The organism is Janibacter terrae (assembly GCF_039636765.1).
GTDB lineage: Bacteria > Actinomycetota > Actinomycetes > Actinomycetales > Dermatophilaceae > Janibacter > Janibacter terrae.
This window is the reverse complement of record NZ_CP144167.1, coordinates 2980954-2998346: the sequence shown is the minus strand read 5'-3', so window position 1 is coordinate 2998346 and position 17393 is coordinate 2980954. Positions and strand designations below refer to the sequence as shown.

Genomic DNA, 17393 nt, shown 5'->3' with positions numbered 1-17393 from the left:
CCGTCGGCGAGGTCGTGACGCAGCCCAGTCCCACGCCCTCCGCCACCCCTTCCCGGCGGACGACGGCGCCACCGGTGACCGTGACCGCGGTCGTGGTGGCGCGCACCAGGGAAGGAGCCGGACAGGTCCTCAGCGCCCTCCTCGCGCAGGACCGCCTCCCTGACCGCCTGCTCCTCGTCGACGGCGCGATCGGCGGTCTGGACGACCCGAGCGACCTCCTGGCCCCGGTCGACCGCGCCGGCATCGACGTCCTGACGACCACCCTCGGACCCCGGCGAGGGCTGCGCCGGATCCTGCCGGCGATGATCGACAGCCTGCCGCGGGCGGACGTCGGCCGGGACCTCGTGTGGATCCTCACCTCGCGGACCCGCCCGCACCCCGAGGCGCTGCGCCGCCTCGTCGCCGCGACGGGGCGGGGCGTCGGCATGGCCACCCCCAAGCTCGTCGACGAGGCGGACCCGAGCCGCCTCGTCCGCTTCGGCCTCCAGGTGACGCGGTCGGGACGCATCGTCCCCGATCCCGTCGCCGGGACGACCGACCAGGGCCAGTACGACGCCGATGTCGACGCGGTCGCGGCCCCGCTCGAGGGCCTGCTCGTCGACCGGGCCACCTACGAGCTCCTCGACGGCCACGACCCGGCCCTGGGCGACTTCGGCGGCGACCTCGACCTCGGCTGGCGCTCGCAGCGCGCCGGGCGGCGCGTCGTCCTCGTGCCCGGAGCCGCCGTCGCGGTCCGCCCGACCGCAGCCGAGCGCCGCCCGGGCGCGGAGCACCGCCGTCAGGCGAGACGCGCCGCCCTCACCCGCGCGCACGTCGTCACCGCACCCTTCCTCGCCCTGTGGATCGCCGTGTCCAGCCTGCTCGTCGGCCTCGGGCTGGTCGTCCTGAAGCGGCCCGGGCTGGGGGCGGAGGAGCTCGCGAGCATCCCCGCCACGCTCGACCCGCGTCGGTTGCGCTCCCGCCTGCGTGGCCACGCGCCCCGCGAGGTGGCCAGGGGCGACCTCGACTCCCTCTTCGTCACCTCCGCCGATGCCCGTCGCCGACTGGTGGACGACGCGCGGGGGAGCGCCCGGCGGCACACGGGCGTCGAGGCCCGCTCGCTCGAGGTCGAGCGCGGTGGGCGCTGGCTCACCCACCCGCTGCCCTGGCTCGTCATCGGGGTCACCGCCTTCTCGGCGTGGTCGGCCCGGCACATCACCGGTGAGCTGCGGCACCGACCGGACGCCGGTCTCGTCGGGGGCGAGCTCGCGGGCGGTCGGGCCACGGCCGGGCAGCTCTGGGACTCGTGGTGGATGGCCTGGCACGGCCAGGGCTGGGGTGACGGGGCCGAGCAGAGCCCGGCGCTCGTCGTCCTCGCCGCGCTCGCCCGGCTCGTCGGCTGGATCCCCGGCCTCGGCTCCGGGCAGTCGCCGGCGGGTCTCGTCCTCGCGCTCCTCGTCATCCTGGCGCTCCCGGTCGCGGCCGTCGTCGCGTGGTCGGCCACAGCCACCTTCACCGACCGCAGGTGGCTGCGGGCTGCCGCGGCGCTCGCGTGGGTGACGACCGTCCCCGCCGCGCTCGCCGTGGGCGAAGGGCGGGTCGGTGCCCTCCTCCTGCTGGTCCTGCTGCCGCGTGTCGTCGCCGGCGTCGCCCGCGCCGCCCGGGGGTGCTCGTCCTTCAGCGACGGCGTGCGGACGGCCCTGTGGGCCACCCTGCTGGCGACGGTCGCCCCCTTCGTCCTGCCGGTGCTCGTCGTCGTCGGGGTCGCGCTGCTCCTCGTCGGCGACGCGCGTCGACGGGTGCGGGGCATCGTCCTCGCGGTCACCCCCGTGCTCCTCCTCGGGCCCTGGTTGCTCACCCTGCGTGACCACCCGCGGCGCCTGCTCGCCGGATGGGGCCTCACCGACGCCCCGGTGACCACTCCCGCGCCGCAGCTCGCCCTCGGGCAGCTCGACGGCGGCGCCGCGACGACGTGGTGGACCGCCGCGATCCTCGCCCTGGGGCTCCTCGCGCTGCTCGTCCCGGGCCGCCGGCCGGGTACCTGGGTCGCGGCCGTCGTCGCGCTCGCCGGCCTCGCCGCGGCCGTGGCCGCGCCCCGCGTCGTCATCGGCTACCGCCCCTCCGGGTCCGTCGACGCGGGCAGCGAGATCACGCCCTGGGCCGGCACCGGGCAGATCCTGCTCGTCGGGTCGGTGCTCGTCGCGGTGCTCCTGGCTGCCGACGTCCTGCCCGCGCGACTGCGCTCGGGTGGGCACCGGCGCTGGCTCGTCCTGCCGGCGCTCGCCCTGCCGGTCGCGGCCATCGGCAGCGGGGTCGTCGTCGGCCAGCACTCCTACGGCGACGACCTGACGACCTGGCGCGACCCGCGGCCGCTCGTCGCCGTCGCCGCCGCGGAGGGTCCCTCGGCCTCCCGCACCCTCGTCGTGGAGCCCGCTCCCGCCGGCATCCGCTACCGGCTCGTCGGTGCGGAGCCGGGAGAGCTCGTGCGCGACCTGCCCCCCGCCACGCGTCCCGTCCCCGGCGAGGAGCAGGTGGCCTCCGCCGTGGCCCAGCTCCTCGGGGTCGGCGAGGGCGAGGGCTCCCCGGGCGACGTCCTCGCGCGGCACGCCGTCTCGCACGTCGTCGTCGTCGACCCCAGCGAGTCCCAGCGCCGCCTCGTCGACGCCGCGCCCGGTCTGGCGCGCCTCGGCTCGAGCGCGGGCTCGATCACCTGGGCGGTCCGCGCCGAGGAGACCGACGGCGCCCTCCCCTCCCGGCTGCGGGTCACCTCGCAGGACGGCAGCCACCCCGTCCTCGCCTCGGGGGCCCACGCCGACACCGACGGCCCGGTCGAGGTCCCGAGCGGGGAGGAGCTCGTCATCGCCGAGTCCCTCGACTGGAGCGACCGCGTCGAGGTGCGCGCCGACGGGCGCCGGCTGCAGCCGCAGACCCACAGCGCCGTCCCGACCTACGAGCTGCCCGAGCGCACCGACGAGGTGAGCGTCGCCGTCGGCGCCGGCCACCCGTGGTGGAAGGTCGGTCAGGGCGTCGCGCTGCTGCTCGCCCTCTACCTCGCCCTGCCGACCGAACGGCGCGTCGAGCCCGACGAGGAGGAGCAGCGATGAGCCCGCGCCCCGCCCGCTCGACCTGGCTGCCGGCCGCCGCACGCGTCGTCGTGGTGGGCGCCGCGGCGACCGGCGTCGTCCTCGGGGCCGACCGCCTCGGCGCGGTGGCCCCCCAGGCGTCCCCGCCGGTGGGGGCGCCCTCGATCGCGACGAGCCTCACGAGCACGTACTGCCCGGGTGACCCCTTCGCCGGTGTCGAGGGCGCGCCCGACGTCGACCTCACGGGCGGCGTCGTGGCCCACGCCGCACCCGCGCAGGTGCTCGACGGGGTCATCACCCCGCCCGGCGAGCCGGGCACGATCACGGTCGAGGACCTGCGGGGCGAGCCGGCCCCGACCCCTGACGCCGAGCCGCGCAGCGGACCGACGAGCGAGTCGACCCGCGACCTGGGGTCGCGCCCGGTGCGGGTGCGCGCCACGCAGGAGCGGGCCCCGGGGCTCGTGGCGACCGAGGGCTTCGCTGCCTCGGGCGAGAGCGTCCAGGGCCTGGCCGCGCAGCCCTGCGGCACCGCGACCGCCGACGCGTGGCTCGTCGGCGGCGGTGGCGACAAGGGCGGCCAGGAGCGGCTCGTCCTCACCAACCCCGGGGCCAATCCCGTCACGACCCGCATCGAGCCCGTCGGGGCGAAGGGGGAGGACCGCGGCCGCTCCGTCGTCGTCCCCGCGCACGGCCGCAGCGTCGTCCTCCTCGACGCGGTCGGCGGGACGGACGCCCCGCAGGCGGTCCACGTGAGTGCCACCGATGGCCTCGTCGTCCCGACCCTCGTCGACCACCACACCGACGGGCTGACGCCCGCCGGGGTCGAGCTCGTCGGGCCGACCGCTGCCCCCGCGCGACGACTCGTCGTCCCGGGCAACGCCAACGGCGCACGGCGGGGCATCGTCCTCGCGGCGCCGGGTGACCAGGACGCGGTCGTCGAGGTGCGCGCCGTCGGCGAGGAGCGGGCCCGCAGCGCCGGCGTGCGCACCATCCCCGCGGGCCGGGCCGTCGACGTCGCGCTGCCCGAGTCGCCGGGCGTGCACTCCTGGGTCGTCGAGTCCGACGAGCCGGTCGTGGCCGCCGCCCACGTCTCCACCGAGGACTCCGGCGGGCGCAGGGACATGGCCTGGTCGGTCGCCACCCCCGCCATCGGCACCCTCGGGGGAGCGGCCCTGCCGACCTCCCCCTCGAGCGACGTGCGGCGCTTCGTCGAGGTGACCGCCGACGAGGAGGCGGCCACCGCCGACCTGCTCGTCCTGCGCGACGGCGAGATCACGACCCGCGAGGTCGACCTCGAGGCCGGCCGCAGCAAGGCCCTGTCGATCGGTCGGGCGAGCGCCGTCTGGGTGCGTCCGACGGACGGTCGTGTGCACGCGGCGGTCCTGCTCATCGGCAGGGAGCAGGGCGCCGGGGCCGAGACGACCTCGATCCCCGTGCTGCCCTCGCGCGTCACGGTGCGCGACGTGCCGGTCGTCCAGGGCCGCTGAGGCTCGCTGCGGACCCGGGGGGCGGTCATCGGCGCTCGGGGTCCACCTCGTCCGGGTCGACGCCGAGCAGGAGCGCGACCTGCTCGACCATCACCTCGTGGACCACGTCGACCGGGTCGCTCCCGCGCGCGATCGTCTCGACCGGTCGCCGGTAGACGACGATCCGGGCGGGCAACCTCCCTTCGGCCGGCCACAACCTGGCGAGGGGGACCCCCTCCTCCCAGCGGGCCGGGTCGGACGGGGGGATGTCCTCGACGGCGAACTCCACGTCGTCCCACCGTCGGCCCAGGACCCGGCGGAAGCGCTGCGCGGTGTCCACGACGAGGTCGTCGAAGGCCTCTGCGCGGGTCGCCATCGCCGGCACGGCCGGCTGGGCGAGCGGTCCGCGCAGGCCGCGGCCACGACGATCCCGATGACGACTCACCCTCCCGATCGTAGGTGCCCCGGTGCGGCGTGGCGTCACCGATCCTCTCCTGCGTGGCCTAGCCTGCACGGGTGACCGTCTCCCGCCAGTGCTCCCGTGCCGCCTGCGCACGACCGGCCTCCGGGACCCTCACGTACGTCTACTCCGACTCCACGGTCGTCCTCGGGCCCCTCGCCACCTACGCCGAGCCGCACGCCTACGACCTGTGCCAGGACCACGCCCAGCGCCTCACCGCGCCGCGCGGCTGGGACGTCGTGCGGCTCTCCACGGACCAGCCCGCCCCGGCCACCTACGACGACCTCGTGGCCCTCGCCGAGGTGGTCCGTCGGCGCCCCGAGCCGATGACCGACTCGGAGCGGACCCGCGGCATCGCCACGACCGCGCGTCCGGAGCCCGCGAGCGTCACCGAGACCGGTCGGCGCGGCCACCTGCGCGTGCTGCGCGACCGCGACTGAGCGCCCGACCCGGCGCTGCAGGACCGGCGCACGCCCGGCACGCGGTCGCGAACTAGGCTGCTGCCCGTGACCATCCAGCTCGCCGACTTCGTCAAGGCCTACGACGTGCGGGGCCTCGTGCCCGACCAGCTCAACATCGACGTCGCGCACGCACTGGGCGCGGCCTTCGCCGAGGTCGTCGCCATCGCCGAGGGCGCCCCGGCGGTCGTCATCGGCCACGACATGCGCCCGAGCTCTCCGGAGCTCGTCGACGCCCTGGCCCGGGGCATCACCGCCCGGGGCGTCGACGCGATCCTCATCGGCCTGGCCAGCACGGACGGGCTCTACTACGCGAGCGGGGCCCTCGGCCTGCCCGGTGCGATGTTCACCGCGAGCCACAACCCGGCCCGGTACAACGGCATCAAGTTCTGCCGCGCGGGCGCGCGGCCGGTCGGCCAGGAGAGCGGCTTGGCGCAGGTCCGCGACCTCGCCCAGGAGCACCTCGACGCGGGCGTCTCGGCCTTCGACGGCGTGACGCCCGGCGCGGTCACCGAGCGCGACGTCCTCGCCGACTACGCCGCCTTCCTGCGCGGTCTCGTCGACCTGTCGGGCTCGCGCCCGCTGCGGGTCACGGTCGACGCCGGCAACGGCATGGGGGGGCTCACCGTCCCCGCGGTCCTCGGGACGCGCTCGGGCCTGCCCGAGCTGCCCCTGACGATCGACCCGATGTACTTCGAGCTGGACGGGACCTTCCCCAACCACGAGGCGAACCCGCTCGACCCCAAGAACCTCGTCGACCTCCAGGCGCGCGTGCGCAGCCACGGGGCCGACATCGGCATCGCCTTCGACGGCGACGCCGACCGGTGCTTCGTCGTCGACGAGCACGGTGACCCGATCAGCCCGAGCGCGATCACCGCGATGATCGCCCGGCGCGAGATCGCCCGTGAGGTCGCTGCTGGCCGCGACCTTGCGGAGATCTCGATCGTCCACAACGCGATCACCTCCGCCGCGGTCCCCGAGATCATCGGCGAGGACGGCGCCCGACCGGTCCGCACGCGCGTCGGGCACTCCTACGTCAAGGCCGACATGAGCGAGCACGACGCGGTCTTCGGCGGCGAGCACTCCGCGCACTACTACTTCCGCGACTTCTGGTTCGCCGACACGGGCATGCTCGCGGCGATGCACGTGCTCGCCGCCCTCGGGGAGACCGACCGGCCCCTCAGCGAGGTCATGGCTCCCTTCGAGCGGTACGTCGCCTCCGGCGAGATCAACTCCACGGTCGCGGACGCCGCCGCCGTCACCGAGGTGGTACGCGGGCGCCACGTCACGGACGGGGCGGTCGTCGACGAGCTCGACGGCCTCACCGTGACCCACCCGGCCACCGACCGCGAGCCGATGTGGTGGTTCAACCTGCGGCCGAGCAACACCGAGCCGCTGCTGCGCCTGAACGTCGAGGCCGCCGACGAGGCGACCATGGCCCGGGTGCGGGACGATGTCCTGACGACGATCCGGGAGGCATGACCATGAGCGAGTCGACCATCGAGCCCTGGCTGCGGGAGATCCTGCGCTGCCCCGCGTGCCGCGCCGAGCTGCGCGACGAGACCGGGGCACAGGGGCCCGAGCTGGTGTGCACCGGTCCGGACTGCGGTCTGGCCTACCGGGTGGACGAGGGCATCCCCGTCCTCCTCGTCGACGAGGCACGACCGCGGGCCTGAGGCGATGCCCCCCTTCGACACCGGGCTCCTCGACAACGACGGGCGTCGCGCCGCCGTCGACACGACCGACATGCTGCGAGCCCTTGCCGGCGCCGGCGCCCAGGTGCGACGCGCGCTGACCCTGGCGGCGGAGACCGATCTCGCGAGCGTCACGGCGGGGGAGCGGCCGCGTGCCGTGCACGTCGCCGCCGTCGGCGGTGCCGAGACGGTCGGGACGGTCCTCGACCTGCTCGTCTCGCGCAGCGGCCCGGTGCTCCTGACGGCCGACGGGTCGGGGCCGCTCCCCGGCTGGGTCGGCACGCTCGACCTCGTCGTCGCGATCTCCCGCTCGGGCCGCGCCGAGGGGCCGGTGCGCCAAGCGCGCGAGGCCGCGCGACGCGGCGCCCACGTCCTGACGATCGGTGCACCCGACAGCCCGCTCGCGGAGGCCGCCCACGCCGCCCGCGGCCTCCACCTGGCCATGGACCCGGGGGTGGGCCACTCGCGGACCGCGTTGTGGGGCATGGCCGCCCGTGCCGTCCTCGGGGTGACGGGGAGTGGTGTCGTCGACATCGCCCCGAAAGTGCTCGCAGGGGTCGCCGACCGGCTCGACGAGCAGGCGGAGCGCTTCCGGCCCGATGCCGAGCACTTCGTCAACCCGGCCAAGGTGCTGGCCGCCGACCTCGCGGACGTCGCCGGCGTCGTGCTCGGGGACGGCCCCGTCACGGGGGTGGCCGCGCGCCGCACGAGCGCGATGCTCGCGCGGACGGCACGCACCCCGAGCACCTGGGGGCGCCTGCCCGACTCCGCCGCGCAGGTCGTCGCCTGCCTGTCCGGGCCGTGGGCCCGCGGGCGGCAGGCGCCCGACGGTGGTCGGGACATCTTCGCCGACCCCTACCTGGACGGCCCGTCGGGGCCGCAGCTCGGGCTGCTGCTCCTGCGGGACCCCGTGCCCGCGGACGACGCCGACCCGATGGAGGTCGAACGGCACAACACCGCGCAGTCGGTCGCCGACCACGCCCGCACGACCGGGGTGCGGGTGCTCGAGCACACCGCCCGCCCGGGCCACGACCTCGAGCGCCTCGCGGAGCTCGTCGCGCTCACCGACTACGCCGCGACCTACCTCGCCATCGGGCACGGGCTCGACCCGGCCACCGCCCCCGGCATCTCCGACCTCCACCTCCCACGGAAGGCCACCGAGTGATCGACGTCGACATCGCCGTCATCGGCAGCGGATCGGGCAACAGCCTGCTGACCGATGACCTCGCGGACCGCACCTTCGCGATGATCGAGGGCGGTGACGTCTTCGGGGGCACCTGCCTCAACGTCGGGTGCATCCCGACCAAGATGTTCGTCCACGTCGCGGAGATCGCCACGGCCGTGCGCGAAGGGGGACGCCTCGGCGTCGACGCGACGCTCGAGCGGGTGCGCTTCACCGACGTGCGCGACCGCGTCTTCGGTCGGATCGACCCGATCGCGGCCGCCGGTGAGGCCTACCGCCGCGACGACGAGGACGTCCACCTGCTGCGCGGCCACGCGAGGTTCACGGGACCGCGGACCCTGTCGGTCGAGATGCCCGACGGCAGCACGCAGGACGTGCGGGCCGGGCAGGTCGTCATCGCCACCGGGTCGCACCCGGTGGTCCCTGACGAGCTGGCGCAGGCGGCCGCCCGCGCGGGGGTCACCCTGCACACCTCCGACAGCGTCATGCGGCTGCCCGAGCTGCCCGGGCGGATGCTCGTCATCGGTGGGGGCTACATCGCCGCCGAGATGGCGCACGTCTTCTCCGCCTTCGGCACCCAGGTGGTCCTCGCGGTGCGCAGCGACACGCTGCTGCGCCACCTCGACGAGGACATCTCCCGGGCCTTCACCGCGGCCGCGCGCGAGCAGTGGGACGTGCGCAGCGGGACGACCGTCACGGACCTCACTCGCGACGAAGGGGGCATCACCGCCACCCTGTCCGACGGGTCGAGGGTCGAGGTCGACGCCGTCCTCGTCGCCGCTGGCCGGGCACCCAGCACGGACGACCTCGGGCTCGAGGCGGCCGGGGTGGACGTCCACGACGACGGCCGCGTCGTCGTCGACGAGTACGGCCGGACCAGCGTCGACGGCGTGTGGTCCCTCGGGGACGCCAGCTCCCCCTTCCAGCTCAAGCACGTGGCCAACCAGGAGGCCCGCGCCGTGGCGCACAACCTGGCGCACCCGGACGACCTGCGGGCCTTCGACCACGACGCCGTGCCGGCCGCCGTCTTCACCCACCCCCAAATCGCCTCGGTGGGCCTGACCCAGGCCGAGGCCGTCGAGCGGGGCATCGACGTCACCGTCAAGGTGCAGCGGTACGGCGACACGGCCTACGGCTGGGCCATGGAGGACACGACGAGCGTGTGCAAGGTCATCGCCGACCGGCGGACCGGCGCCCTCGTCGGGGGGCACATCCTCGGCCCCCAGGCCTCCACGCTCGTGCAGCCGCTCATCCAGATGATGGCCTTCGACCAGCCCGTCGCCGACATGGTCCGGGGTCAGTACTGGATCCACCCGGCCCTGACCGAGGTCGTCGAGAACGCGCTGCTCGGCCTCGAGCTCAACCCGGCCGAGGACGTCCTCGAGTCGCCACCGATGGCGTGAGCGTCTCGGCGTGGCTGGAGGCCGGGCGCCGGCGTGTGCTGGCTACGCTGTGCACGTGCTGACGACCCACGTGACCCCCGGGCCCCTGCGATGAGCGGCGGCCTCGTCGCGCTCCTCGACGACATCTCCGTCCTGGCCCGTGCCGCAGCGGCGTCCATCGACGACGTGGCGGCCGCCTCCGGCCGGGCGAGCGTCAAGGCCGCGGGCGTCGTCGTCGACGACACCGCCGTCACACCGCGCTACGTCGAGGGCCTGGACCCCAAGCGCGAGCTGCCGATCATCAAGCGGATCACCATCGGCTCGCTGCGCAACAAGCTCGTCTTCATCGTCCCGGCGATCCTGCTGCTCAACGCCTTCCTGCCCTGGCTGCTCTCGCCCCTGCTCATGCTCGGCGGCACCTACCTGTGCTTCGAGGGCGCCGAGAAGATCTGGGAGAAGATCGCCGGGCACGACGACGGTGCGCACGCCGAGCCACGGCCCGCCGACGAGGAGACGATCGTCAAGGGTGCGGTGACCACGGACTTCATCCTGTCCGCGGAGATCATGGTCATCTCGCTCAAGGCCGTCCTGGACGAGGGGCTCAACGACTCCTTCTGGTACCTGCTCGCGGTCATGGTCGCCGTGGCCATCGCCATCACGTTCGTCGTCTACGGCACCGTCGCCCTCATCGTGAAGATGGACGACATCGGTCTGGCCCTCACGCAGAGGGAGTCAGGCTTCGCGCAGACCCTGGGTCGTGGCCTCGTCACGGGCATGCCCAAGCTGCTCACGGTGCTGTCCGTCGTCGGCGTCGCCGCGATGATCTGGGTCGGTGGACACATCATCCTCGTCGGCCTCGACGAGACCGGCTGGCTGCCGCAGCCCTACGAGCTCGTCCACCACCTCGAGGAGGTCGTGCACGAGGCGACCGGCGCACTCGGGGGTGCGCTCGGCTGGTTGACCAACACCGTCGCCTCGGCGATCCTCGGTGGCCTCGTCGGTGCCGTCGTCGTCGCCGTCATGCACGTGCTGCCCTTCGGGAAGAAGGACGAGGGCGCGCACGCCGCGCACTGACGCGACCCGCGCACCGGGGCCCAGCGCCTACACTGCTGTGAGCCGGCGTGGGTGATGCCCCGCGAGAGCCCAGAAGGGCCGCGCCGGGTCCGATCCCACACCTGTCACAGGAGTTTCACGTGTCCTTCGACTACAAGGTCGCCGACCTGGGCCTCGCCGAGGCCGGCCGTCACCAGATCCGTCTCGCCGAGCACGAGATGCCGGGCCTCATGAGCCTGCGCGAAGAATTCGCTGGTTCGGCGCCGCTTGCGGGCGCCAAGATCGCCGGCTCCCTCCACATGACCGTGCAGACCGCGGTCCTCATCGAGACCCTCACGGCGCTCGGCGCCGAGGTCCGTTGGGCCAGCTGCAACATCTACTCGACCCAGGACGAGGCCGCCGCGGCGATCGTCGTCGGCGCCGGCACCCCCGAGGACCCCCAGGGTGTCCCGGTCTTCGCCTGGAAGGGCGAGACCCTCGAGGAGTACTGGGACTGCACCGAGCAGATCCTCACCTGGGCCGACGACGAGGGTCCCAACATGATCCTCGACGACGGTGGCGACGCGACGATGCTCGTCCACAAGGGCAAGGAGTGGGAGGCCGCCGGACAGGTGCCGCCCACCACCGAGGAGGACTCCGAGGAGTTCACGGTCTTCAAGGCGCTCGTGCGCCGCACACTGGAGGCGGACCCGCAGAAGTGGACGACCGTGGCCGCTCGCATCAAGGGCGTCACCGAGGAGACCACGACCGGTGTCCACCGCCTCTACCAGCTCGCCGAGGCCGGCGAGCTGCTCTTCCCGGCCATCAACGTCAACGACGCGGTGACCAAGAGCAAGTTCGACAACAAGTACGGCACCCGCCACTCCGTCCTCGACGGCCTCAACCGCGCCACCGACGTGCTGATCGGCGGCAAGGTCGCGGTCGTCGCGGGCTACGGCGACGTCGGCAAGGGTGTCGCGAGCGCGCTCGCCGGCCAGGGCGCCCGGGTCGTCGTGACCGAGGTCGACCCCATCTGCGCGCTGCAGGCCGCGATGGAGGGCTTCGAGGTCACCACGATGGACAAGGCCGCCACCTACGGCGACATCTTCGTCACGACGACCGGCTGCTACGACGTCATCACCGCCGAGCACATGGCCTCGATGAAGAACAAGGCGATCGTCTCCAACATCGGTCACTTCGACAACGAGATCGACATGGCCGGCCTGGCGCGCATCGAGGGCGTCACCAAGATCGAGATCAAGCCGCAGGTCCACGAGTGGACCTTCGCCGACGGGCACTCGATCATCGTGCTGTCCGAGGGCCGTCTGATGAACCTCGGCAACGCCACGGGGCACCCGAGCTTCGTCATGAGCAACTCCTTCGCCAACCAGACGATCGCCCAGATCGAGCTCTTCGCCAAGGCCGACGAGTACGTCGACGACGAGGGCAAGCCGTCCGTCACCACGCTGCCCAAGCACCTCGACGAGAAGGTCGCCCGCCTGCACCTCGACGCCCTCGGCGTCGAGCTCACCGAGCTGACCAAGGGCCAGGCCGAGTACCTCGGCGTCGACGTCGCCGGGCCGTACAAGCCGGAGCACTACCGCTACTGAGCGCCGACCCGTGGGCCGCGAGGGGCCGCCGTCCGACACGGACGGCGGCCCCTCGCGCTCTCGTCAGCCGCTGGTCTCGCGGGCGGGGACGAGCTTGAGGCCGACGACGGCGGCGATGATGCCCGCGACGAGCAGGGCCCTGACGGGGGAGAAGGGCTCGTCGCCGGTCACCATGGCCCAGGTGACGGTGAGCGCGGCGCCGACCCCCGTCCAGACGGCGTAGCCGGTGCCGATGGGGATCGACCGGACGGCGACGCCGAGCCCGCCCATGCTGATCGCGAGGGTGAGGACGAAGACGACGGTCGGGAGCGGTCTGCTGAGCCCGTCAGACCGCCCCAGGGCCGTCGCCCAGACCGCCTCGAAGACCGTGCTGACGAGCAGGATCGCCCACGGCATCTCAGGACACCACCTTGAGGCCGGCGACGCACCCGACGAGCAGGACGAGCAGAGCGGTGCGGGCGCGGGAGGCGAGCTCGTCCCCCTTCGCCATGGACCACACGACGGTGAGGGTCGCGCCGATGCCCACCCAGACGGCGTAGGCCGTGCCGGTGGGGATCGTGGTCATCGCCCACGCGAGGCCGGCCATGCTGGCAGCGAGCGAGACGACGAAGAGGAGGGTGGCGCCGGGTCGGCGAAACCCCTGCGATGCGGACAGCGCGGTGGCCCAGACGGCCTCGAGCATCCCCGAGACGACAAGGACGAGCCAGGACATGAAGTTCCTTGCTGAGTCCGTCTTGTCGTGGTGCGGGTACGGCTCCCTCGTCCGCAGGCCCGGTCGCGGGCCTCGACGACCAGACTAGCCGCACGGGTACCCGGGCCCGGCAGCACGCTGTGTGATGATTGGCGGGCAGCGACACCGTGTGAAAGGGATCAAGGTGAAGGGACGCGTCCTCGTCGTCGACGACGACCAGGCACTGGCCGAGATGCTCGGGATCGTGCTGCGCAAGGAGGGGTTGGACGTCGCACACGTCGCGGACGGCGCCCGTGCGCTCGATGCCTTCCACGAGTCCCGACCGGACCTGGTGCTCCTCGACGTCATGCTGCCCGGCATGGACGGGATCGAGATCTGCCGCCGGCTGCGCCAGGAGTCGGGCGTGCCGATCGTCATGCTCACCGCCCGGACCGACACCGTCGACGTCGTCGTCGGCCTCGAGTCCGGTGCCGACGACTACATCGTCAAGCCCTTCAAGCCGCAGGAGCTCATCGCCCGGCTGCGCGCCCGGCTGCGTCGTGGTGACGAGCCCGAGCCCGAGCGCCTGACGATCGGCGACCTGACGATCGACGTCGCCGGCCACTCCGTCAAGCGCGGTGACCAGTCGCTCGGCCTGACGCCGCTGGAGTTCGACCTGCTCGTGGCCCTGGCCCGCAAGCCGTGGCAGGTCTTCAGCCGCGAGGTCCTCCTCGAGCAGGTGTGGGGCTACCGGCACGCGGGCGACACCCGTCTGGTGAACGTCCACGTCCAGCGCCTGCGCAGCAAGATCGAGCACGACCCGGAGAACCCGCAGATCGTCGTCACCGTCCGGGGTGTCGGGTACAAGGCGGGGCCGTCCTGACGATGGCCTCCGCACCCGCGGTCGAGCCGACCGGGGTCTCGGACTCCGCCGGGCCCGAGGGCCCCGTCGGGGGCAGGTCCGGCGACGGGTTCGTCGTCCGCAGGATCAAGGCGCTGGTCGACCTGTGGCGCCGTTCGCTGCGCTTCCGCGTCGTCACGAGCACCCTCCTCCTCGGTGTCGTCGTCGTCTCGATCATCAGCCTGACGATGTACCGGTCCATCGCGGACGGACTGGTCGACAACCGGATCAGCCTCGCCCAGGCGGAGTCACGCAAGCTCACCGACGACGCCCAGGCGGGTTTCAACGGCTGGACGGGCACCCCGGAGCTGCCCGTCTTCACCAACTCCCTCGTCAACCGCACCCTCAAGGCACCGGCAGGGGACAACAGCCGCTACGTCATCTTCACCCGGGGCGGTAACAACACCTCCGACATGCGCATCCCCTCGGAGGAGTCCGAGGCGGTGACGCTCGAGTCCATCCCGACCTCCCTGCGGGACGCCGTGGCAGCCGACCCGGCCCGCCAGCAGACGGTGACGATCGAGCTGAACCGCCAGGTGACCGAAGGGGTCGGCGCCGAGTTCCCCGGGTCCGTGTCCGAGTCCGTGCCTGCCGTCGTCGTGGGTTCCCAGGTGGAGATCCCCTCGGCGGGCCCCTACGACATCTACTTCATCTACCCGATGGACCAGGAGCAGGCGACCCTCGGGACGATCTCGCGCTCCTTCACCCTCGGAGCCCTCTTCCTCATCGCGCTCGTCTCGGCCATCGCCTACATCGTGACGAGCATGATCGTCACCCCGGTGCGGCGGGCCGCCGCCGCGGCCGAGCGACTCTCCTCGGGCCACCTCAACGAGCGGATGTCGGCACGCGGCCACGACGACCTGGCCCTGCTCGGGCAGTCCTTCAACGACATGGCCGACAACCTGCAGACGCAGATCCGCCAGCTCGAGGGCCTCTCGCGCGTCCAGCAGCGCTTCGTCTCGGACGTCTCGCACGAGCTGCGGACCCCGCTCACGACGATCCGCATGGCCGCCGACCTGCTCCACTCCTCCCGCGACGAGATGGACCCGGTCGCCGGGCGCTCGGCGGAGCTGCTCCACGACGAGCTCGACCGCTTCGAGGAGCTGCTCGCGGACCTGCTGGAGATCAGTCGCTACGACGCCGGCGCCGCGGTGCTGGAGCAGGACCCCGTCGACCTCTTCGCGATCGTCGACCGGGTCGTCAGCTCGACGGAGTCCATCGCCGACGCCCGCGGGAGCGACGTCACGGTCCACCGCGAGCCGGGCCAGACCGCGGTCGCGGAGGTCGACGCCCGGCGCATCGAGCGCGTCCTGCGCAACCTCGTCGTCAACGCCATCGAGCACGGTGAGGGCCGCCCCGTCGACATCTGGGTGGGTGGCGACGACCAGGCCTGCGCAGTCCTCGTCGAGGACCACGGTGTGGGCCTCAGGGCAGGAGAGGCCTCGCTCGTCTTCAACCGCTTCTGGCGCGCCGACCCGGCCCGCACGCGCACGACGGGCGGGTCGGGGCTCGGCCTGGCCATCGCCCTCGAGGACGCGCGACTGCACCACGGGTGGCTGCAGGCCTGGGGCGAGCCGGGCGAGGGCTCGCGCTTCCGTCTCACCGTCCCGCGCACCGCGGGCGGTCCGCTCACCGCCTCGCCGCTGCCCCTCACGCCGCGCGAGGGCGACCTGCCCGGGAGCCCCGATGAGTCGTCCCGGTGAGGTGACCCGGCGCACGGCGCTCGGCGCCGCAGCCGCCGGCCTGCTGGCGGGGTGCGGTCTCGGGGCCGACTCCACCGTGCGGCCGGGGCTCAAGGTCGACGGCGAGCCCCCGGCGCCGCTCAACCGCATCCCCAACAGACCCGAGACCGGCGCCTCGCCGCAGGACATCATCCTCGGGTTCCTGCACGCGGGCGCGACGAGCGGGCAACGGCTCGACATCACCCGGGCCTACCTGACCGACACCCTCGCCAGGGGGTGGATCCCCGACAGCCAGACGGTCATCTACGTAGGCGGTGACCCCACGGTCCGACGCGTCAGGGGACAGCAGGACGTCTACAGGGTGCGGGTGCGGGTGGCGGCGACGATCGACACCGAGGGCCGGTACGAGGTGGCCCCGCCCAACCTCTGGGAGAGCTTCGACTTCACGATGACCCGGGTCGAGGGGCAGTGGCGCATCGACCAGCTCGAGGCAGGCTTCGGCCGGCTGCTCCAGGAGCAGGAGGTCGGCTTCATCTTCCGGGACTACCCCGTGCACTACCCGGCGATCGGGTGGAACACCCTCGTCGTCGACCAGCGGTGGTTCCCCCAGGACCAGCTGGCGACACGGCTCGTGAGAGCACAGCTCGGGCGCGTGCCGGACTACCTCGAGGACGCGGTCTCCACGGACAACGGGGCCCGGCTCGTCATCGACGCCGTCCCCGTCCGGGAGGGCGTGGCCCAGGTCGACCTCGACGCGGAGTCGGTCGCCGAGGACACCACGACCCGCACGAAGCTCGCCGCCCAGCTCGTCGCGACGCTCATGACGCTCCCGGCCGTCACCGAGGTGGCGATCACCCTCTCCGGCAACCCGCTCGAGCTGGGCGTCGACGGCCCGTTGACGTCCCCGGAGCAGCTGGGGTTCGTCGACCGCACGCGGGCGTCGGCGCCGATCGTGCTCGGCCGCTCGGGGAGCAAGGTGCTGACGATCGGTGACCGTCTCTCCTCGGTCTCGGAGCAGCACGTCCGGGCGGCCACGTCCCGCTTCGCACCGATCCCCTCGTCGGTCTCCCGTCTCGGCCTGCGACTCGACGCCAAGGAGCTGGCCACGGTCGACGGCCGCGGCCGGGACCTCGTGCGACTGCGTGACGACCGCAGCCGGATCGAGGTCCCGACCTTCGCCGCCGACCTCACCCGTCCCTGCTACGACTACGGCGGCGTGCTCTGGGTCGGTGGGGCGGGGCTGGGCCGTGAGTCGGGCAACCGCCTGTGGGCGATCAATGCCACCGCCGACCCCGAGGACGAGTCGGCGTCGGCGCCCCGTCGCATCCCCGCGCCCTGGCTCGGCCGGCGGTACGTCCGTGCGGCGGTCGTCTCGCCGGAGGGCAGCCGCATCGCCGTGGTGTCCGAGGAGTCCCCCCACACCGGCAGCACGCTCGAGGTCGCTGGCGTGGTGCGGCGGTCCAACGGGCTGCCCACCAAGCTCTCGCCGCAGACCTTCCGCATCGCCGCGGAGCTCGTGGAGATGATCGACGCGGTGTGGGTCGGTCCCACGACGCTCGCCGTCCTCGGGCGTCGGGACAAGCAGGCACAGCTCCAGCCGTACCTCGTGCACGTCGGCGGCAAGTTCGAGGCGATGGCCGAGCGCGCCGGCGCGGTCCGGGTCATGACCACCGGTGACGACACGGACGTGGTGCTCACGACCCCGGGAGGGCGCGTCTACCAGCGCGCCGGAGGTCGATGGGTCGAGCAGCCGCTCCTCGACGGCGTCGTGAGCGCCGGTCTCTGAGAGGTCC

General features: G+C 73.6%; 15 protein-coding genes and 1 riboswitch. Of the genes, 12 read left to right on the top strand and 3 right to left on the bottom strand.

Translation table 11 applies throughout. The features are described from left to right. Nucleotides 1-74: 74 nt before the first annotated feature. Nucleotides 75-3083, top strand: a complete 3009-nt coding sequence (locus V3C34_RS14950) for a glycosyltransferase (protein WP_346007538.1) — start codon at nt 75-77, stop codon at nt 3081-3083. Next, a complete protein-coding gene (locus tag V3C34_RS14945; protein WP_346007537.1) occupies nt 3080-4549 on the top strand; it encodes a DUF5719 family protein in 1470 nt (489 codons plus the stop codon). Before V3C34_RS14950 ends, V3C34_RS14945 begins: the two co-directional genes overlap by 4 nt. A gap of 25 nt (nt 4550-4574) precedes the next feature. Here V3C34_RS14945 and V3C34_RS14940 read toward each other — a convergent pair whose 3' ends face one another. Next, nucleotides 4575-4973, bottom strand: a complete 399-nt coding sequence (locus tag V3C34_RS14940; protein WP_245634770.1) for a metallopeptidase family protein — start codon at nt 4971-4973, stop codon at nt 4575-4577. Nucleotides 4974-5044: 71 nt separating this feature from the next. Between V3C34_RS14940 and V3C34_RS14935 the strand changes: the two genes are divergently transcribed. The 7 genes from V3C34_RS14935 (at nt 5045) to ahcY (ending at nt 12347) form a co-directional block, all read left to right on the top strand. Further along, nucleotides 5045-5428 carry a DUF3499 domain-containing protein gene (locus V3C34_RS14935; RefSeq protein ID WP_068322134.1) on the top strand — a complete coding sequence of 128 codons (384 nt, stop codon included), beginning with the start codon at nt 5045-5047 and terminating at the stop codon, nt 5426-5428. A gap of 66 nt (nt 5429-5494) precedes the next feature. Beyond that, complete coding sequence (locus V3C34_RS14930; RefSeq protein ID WP_068322140.1) at nt 5495-6928, top strand: phosphomannomutase/phosphoglucomutase; 1434 nt, start codon at nt 5495-5497, stop codon at nt 6926-6928. Nucleotides 6929-6930: 2 nt separating this feature from the next. Further along, complete coding sequence (locus V3C34_RS14925) at nt 6931-7122, top strand: Trm112 family protein (RefSeq protein ID WP_068322520.1); 192 nt, start codon at nt 6931-6933, stop codon at nt 7120-7122. Between the two features lie 4 nt (nt 7123-7126). Further along, nucleotides 7127-8305 carry an SIS domain-containing protein gene (locus V3C34_RS14920; protein WP_338537773.1) on the top strand — a complete coding sequence of 393 codons (1179 nt, stop codon included), beginning with the start codon at nt 7127-7129 and terminating at the stop codon, nt 8303-8305. Continuing rightward, complete coding sequence (locus tag V3C34_RS14915; protein ID WP_068322147.1) at nt 8302-9726, top strand: mycothione reductase; 1425 nt, start codon at nt 8302-8304, stop codon at nt 9724-9726. The genes V3C34_RS14920 and V3C34_RS14915 overlap by 4 nt, the downstream gene beginning before the upstream one ends. 90 nt (nt 9727-9816) lie before the next feature. Next, nucleotides 9817-10779, top strand: a complete 963-nt coding sequence (locus tag V3C34_RS14910; RefSeq protein WP_068423934.1) for a DUF808 domain-containing protein — start codon at nt 9817-9819, stop codon at nt 10777-10779. 119 nt (nt 10780-10898) lie between these two features. Next, on the top strand, nt 10899-12347 hold the full coding sequence (ahcY, locus tag V3C34_RS14905) for an adenosylhomocysteinase (RefSeq protein ID WP_068322152.1): 1449 nt from the start codon (nt 10899-10901) through the stop codon (nt 12345-12347). A 63-nt stretch (nt 12348-12410) separates the two neighbouring features. Here the strand turns inward: ahcY and V3C34_RS14900 are convergent, their stop codons facing one another. Continuing rightward, the gene (locus V3C34_RS14900) at nt 12411-12743 is read right to left on the bottom strand and encodes a multidrug efflux SMR transporter (protein ID WP_346007536.1); all 333 of its coding nucleotides are present in this window, start codon (nt 12741-12743) and stop codon (nt 12411-12413) included. 1 nt (nt 12744) lies between these two features. Continuing rightward, a complete protein-coding gene (locus tag V3C34_RS14895; RefSeq protein ID WP_338537775.1) occupies nt 12745-13059 on the bottom strand; it encodes a multidrug efflux SMR transporter in 315 nt (104 codons plus the stop codon). A 10-nt stretch (nt 13060-13069) separates the two neighbouring features. Further along, nucleotides 13070-13135: riboswitch (guanidine-III (ykkC-III) riboswitch) on the bottom strand. 87 nt (nt 13136-13222) lie between these two features. Here V3C34_RS14895 and mtrA point away from each other — a divergent pair. From mtrA to V3C34_RS14880, 3 genes are read left to right on the top strand one after another with little or no spacing between them, the layout of a single operon-like run. Further along, complete coding sequence (mtrA, locus tag V3C34_RS14890) at nt 13223-13900, top strand: MtrAB system response regulator MtrA (protein ID WP_068322526.1); 678 nt, start codon at nt 13223-13225, stop codon at nt 13898-13900. A gap of 2 nt (nt 13901-13902) precedes the next feature. Further along, nucleotides 13903-15621, top strand: coding sequence for an MtrAB system histidine kinase MtrB (gene mtrB, locus V3C34_RS14885; protein ID WP_082807402.1), 1719 nt, complete (start codon nt 13903-13905; stop codon nt 15619-15621). Next, nucleotides 15605-17386, top strand: coding sequence for a GerMN domain-containing protein (locus tag V3C34_RS14880; protein ID WP_346007535.1), 1782 nt, complete (start codon nt 15605-15607; stop codon nt 17384-17386). The genes mtrB and V3C34_RS14880 overlap by 17 nt, the downstream gene beginning before the upstream one ends. Nucleotides 17387-17393: the final 7 nt, after the last annotated feature.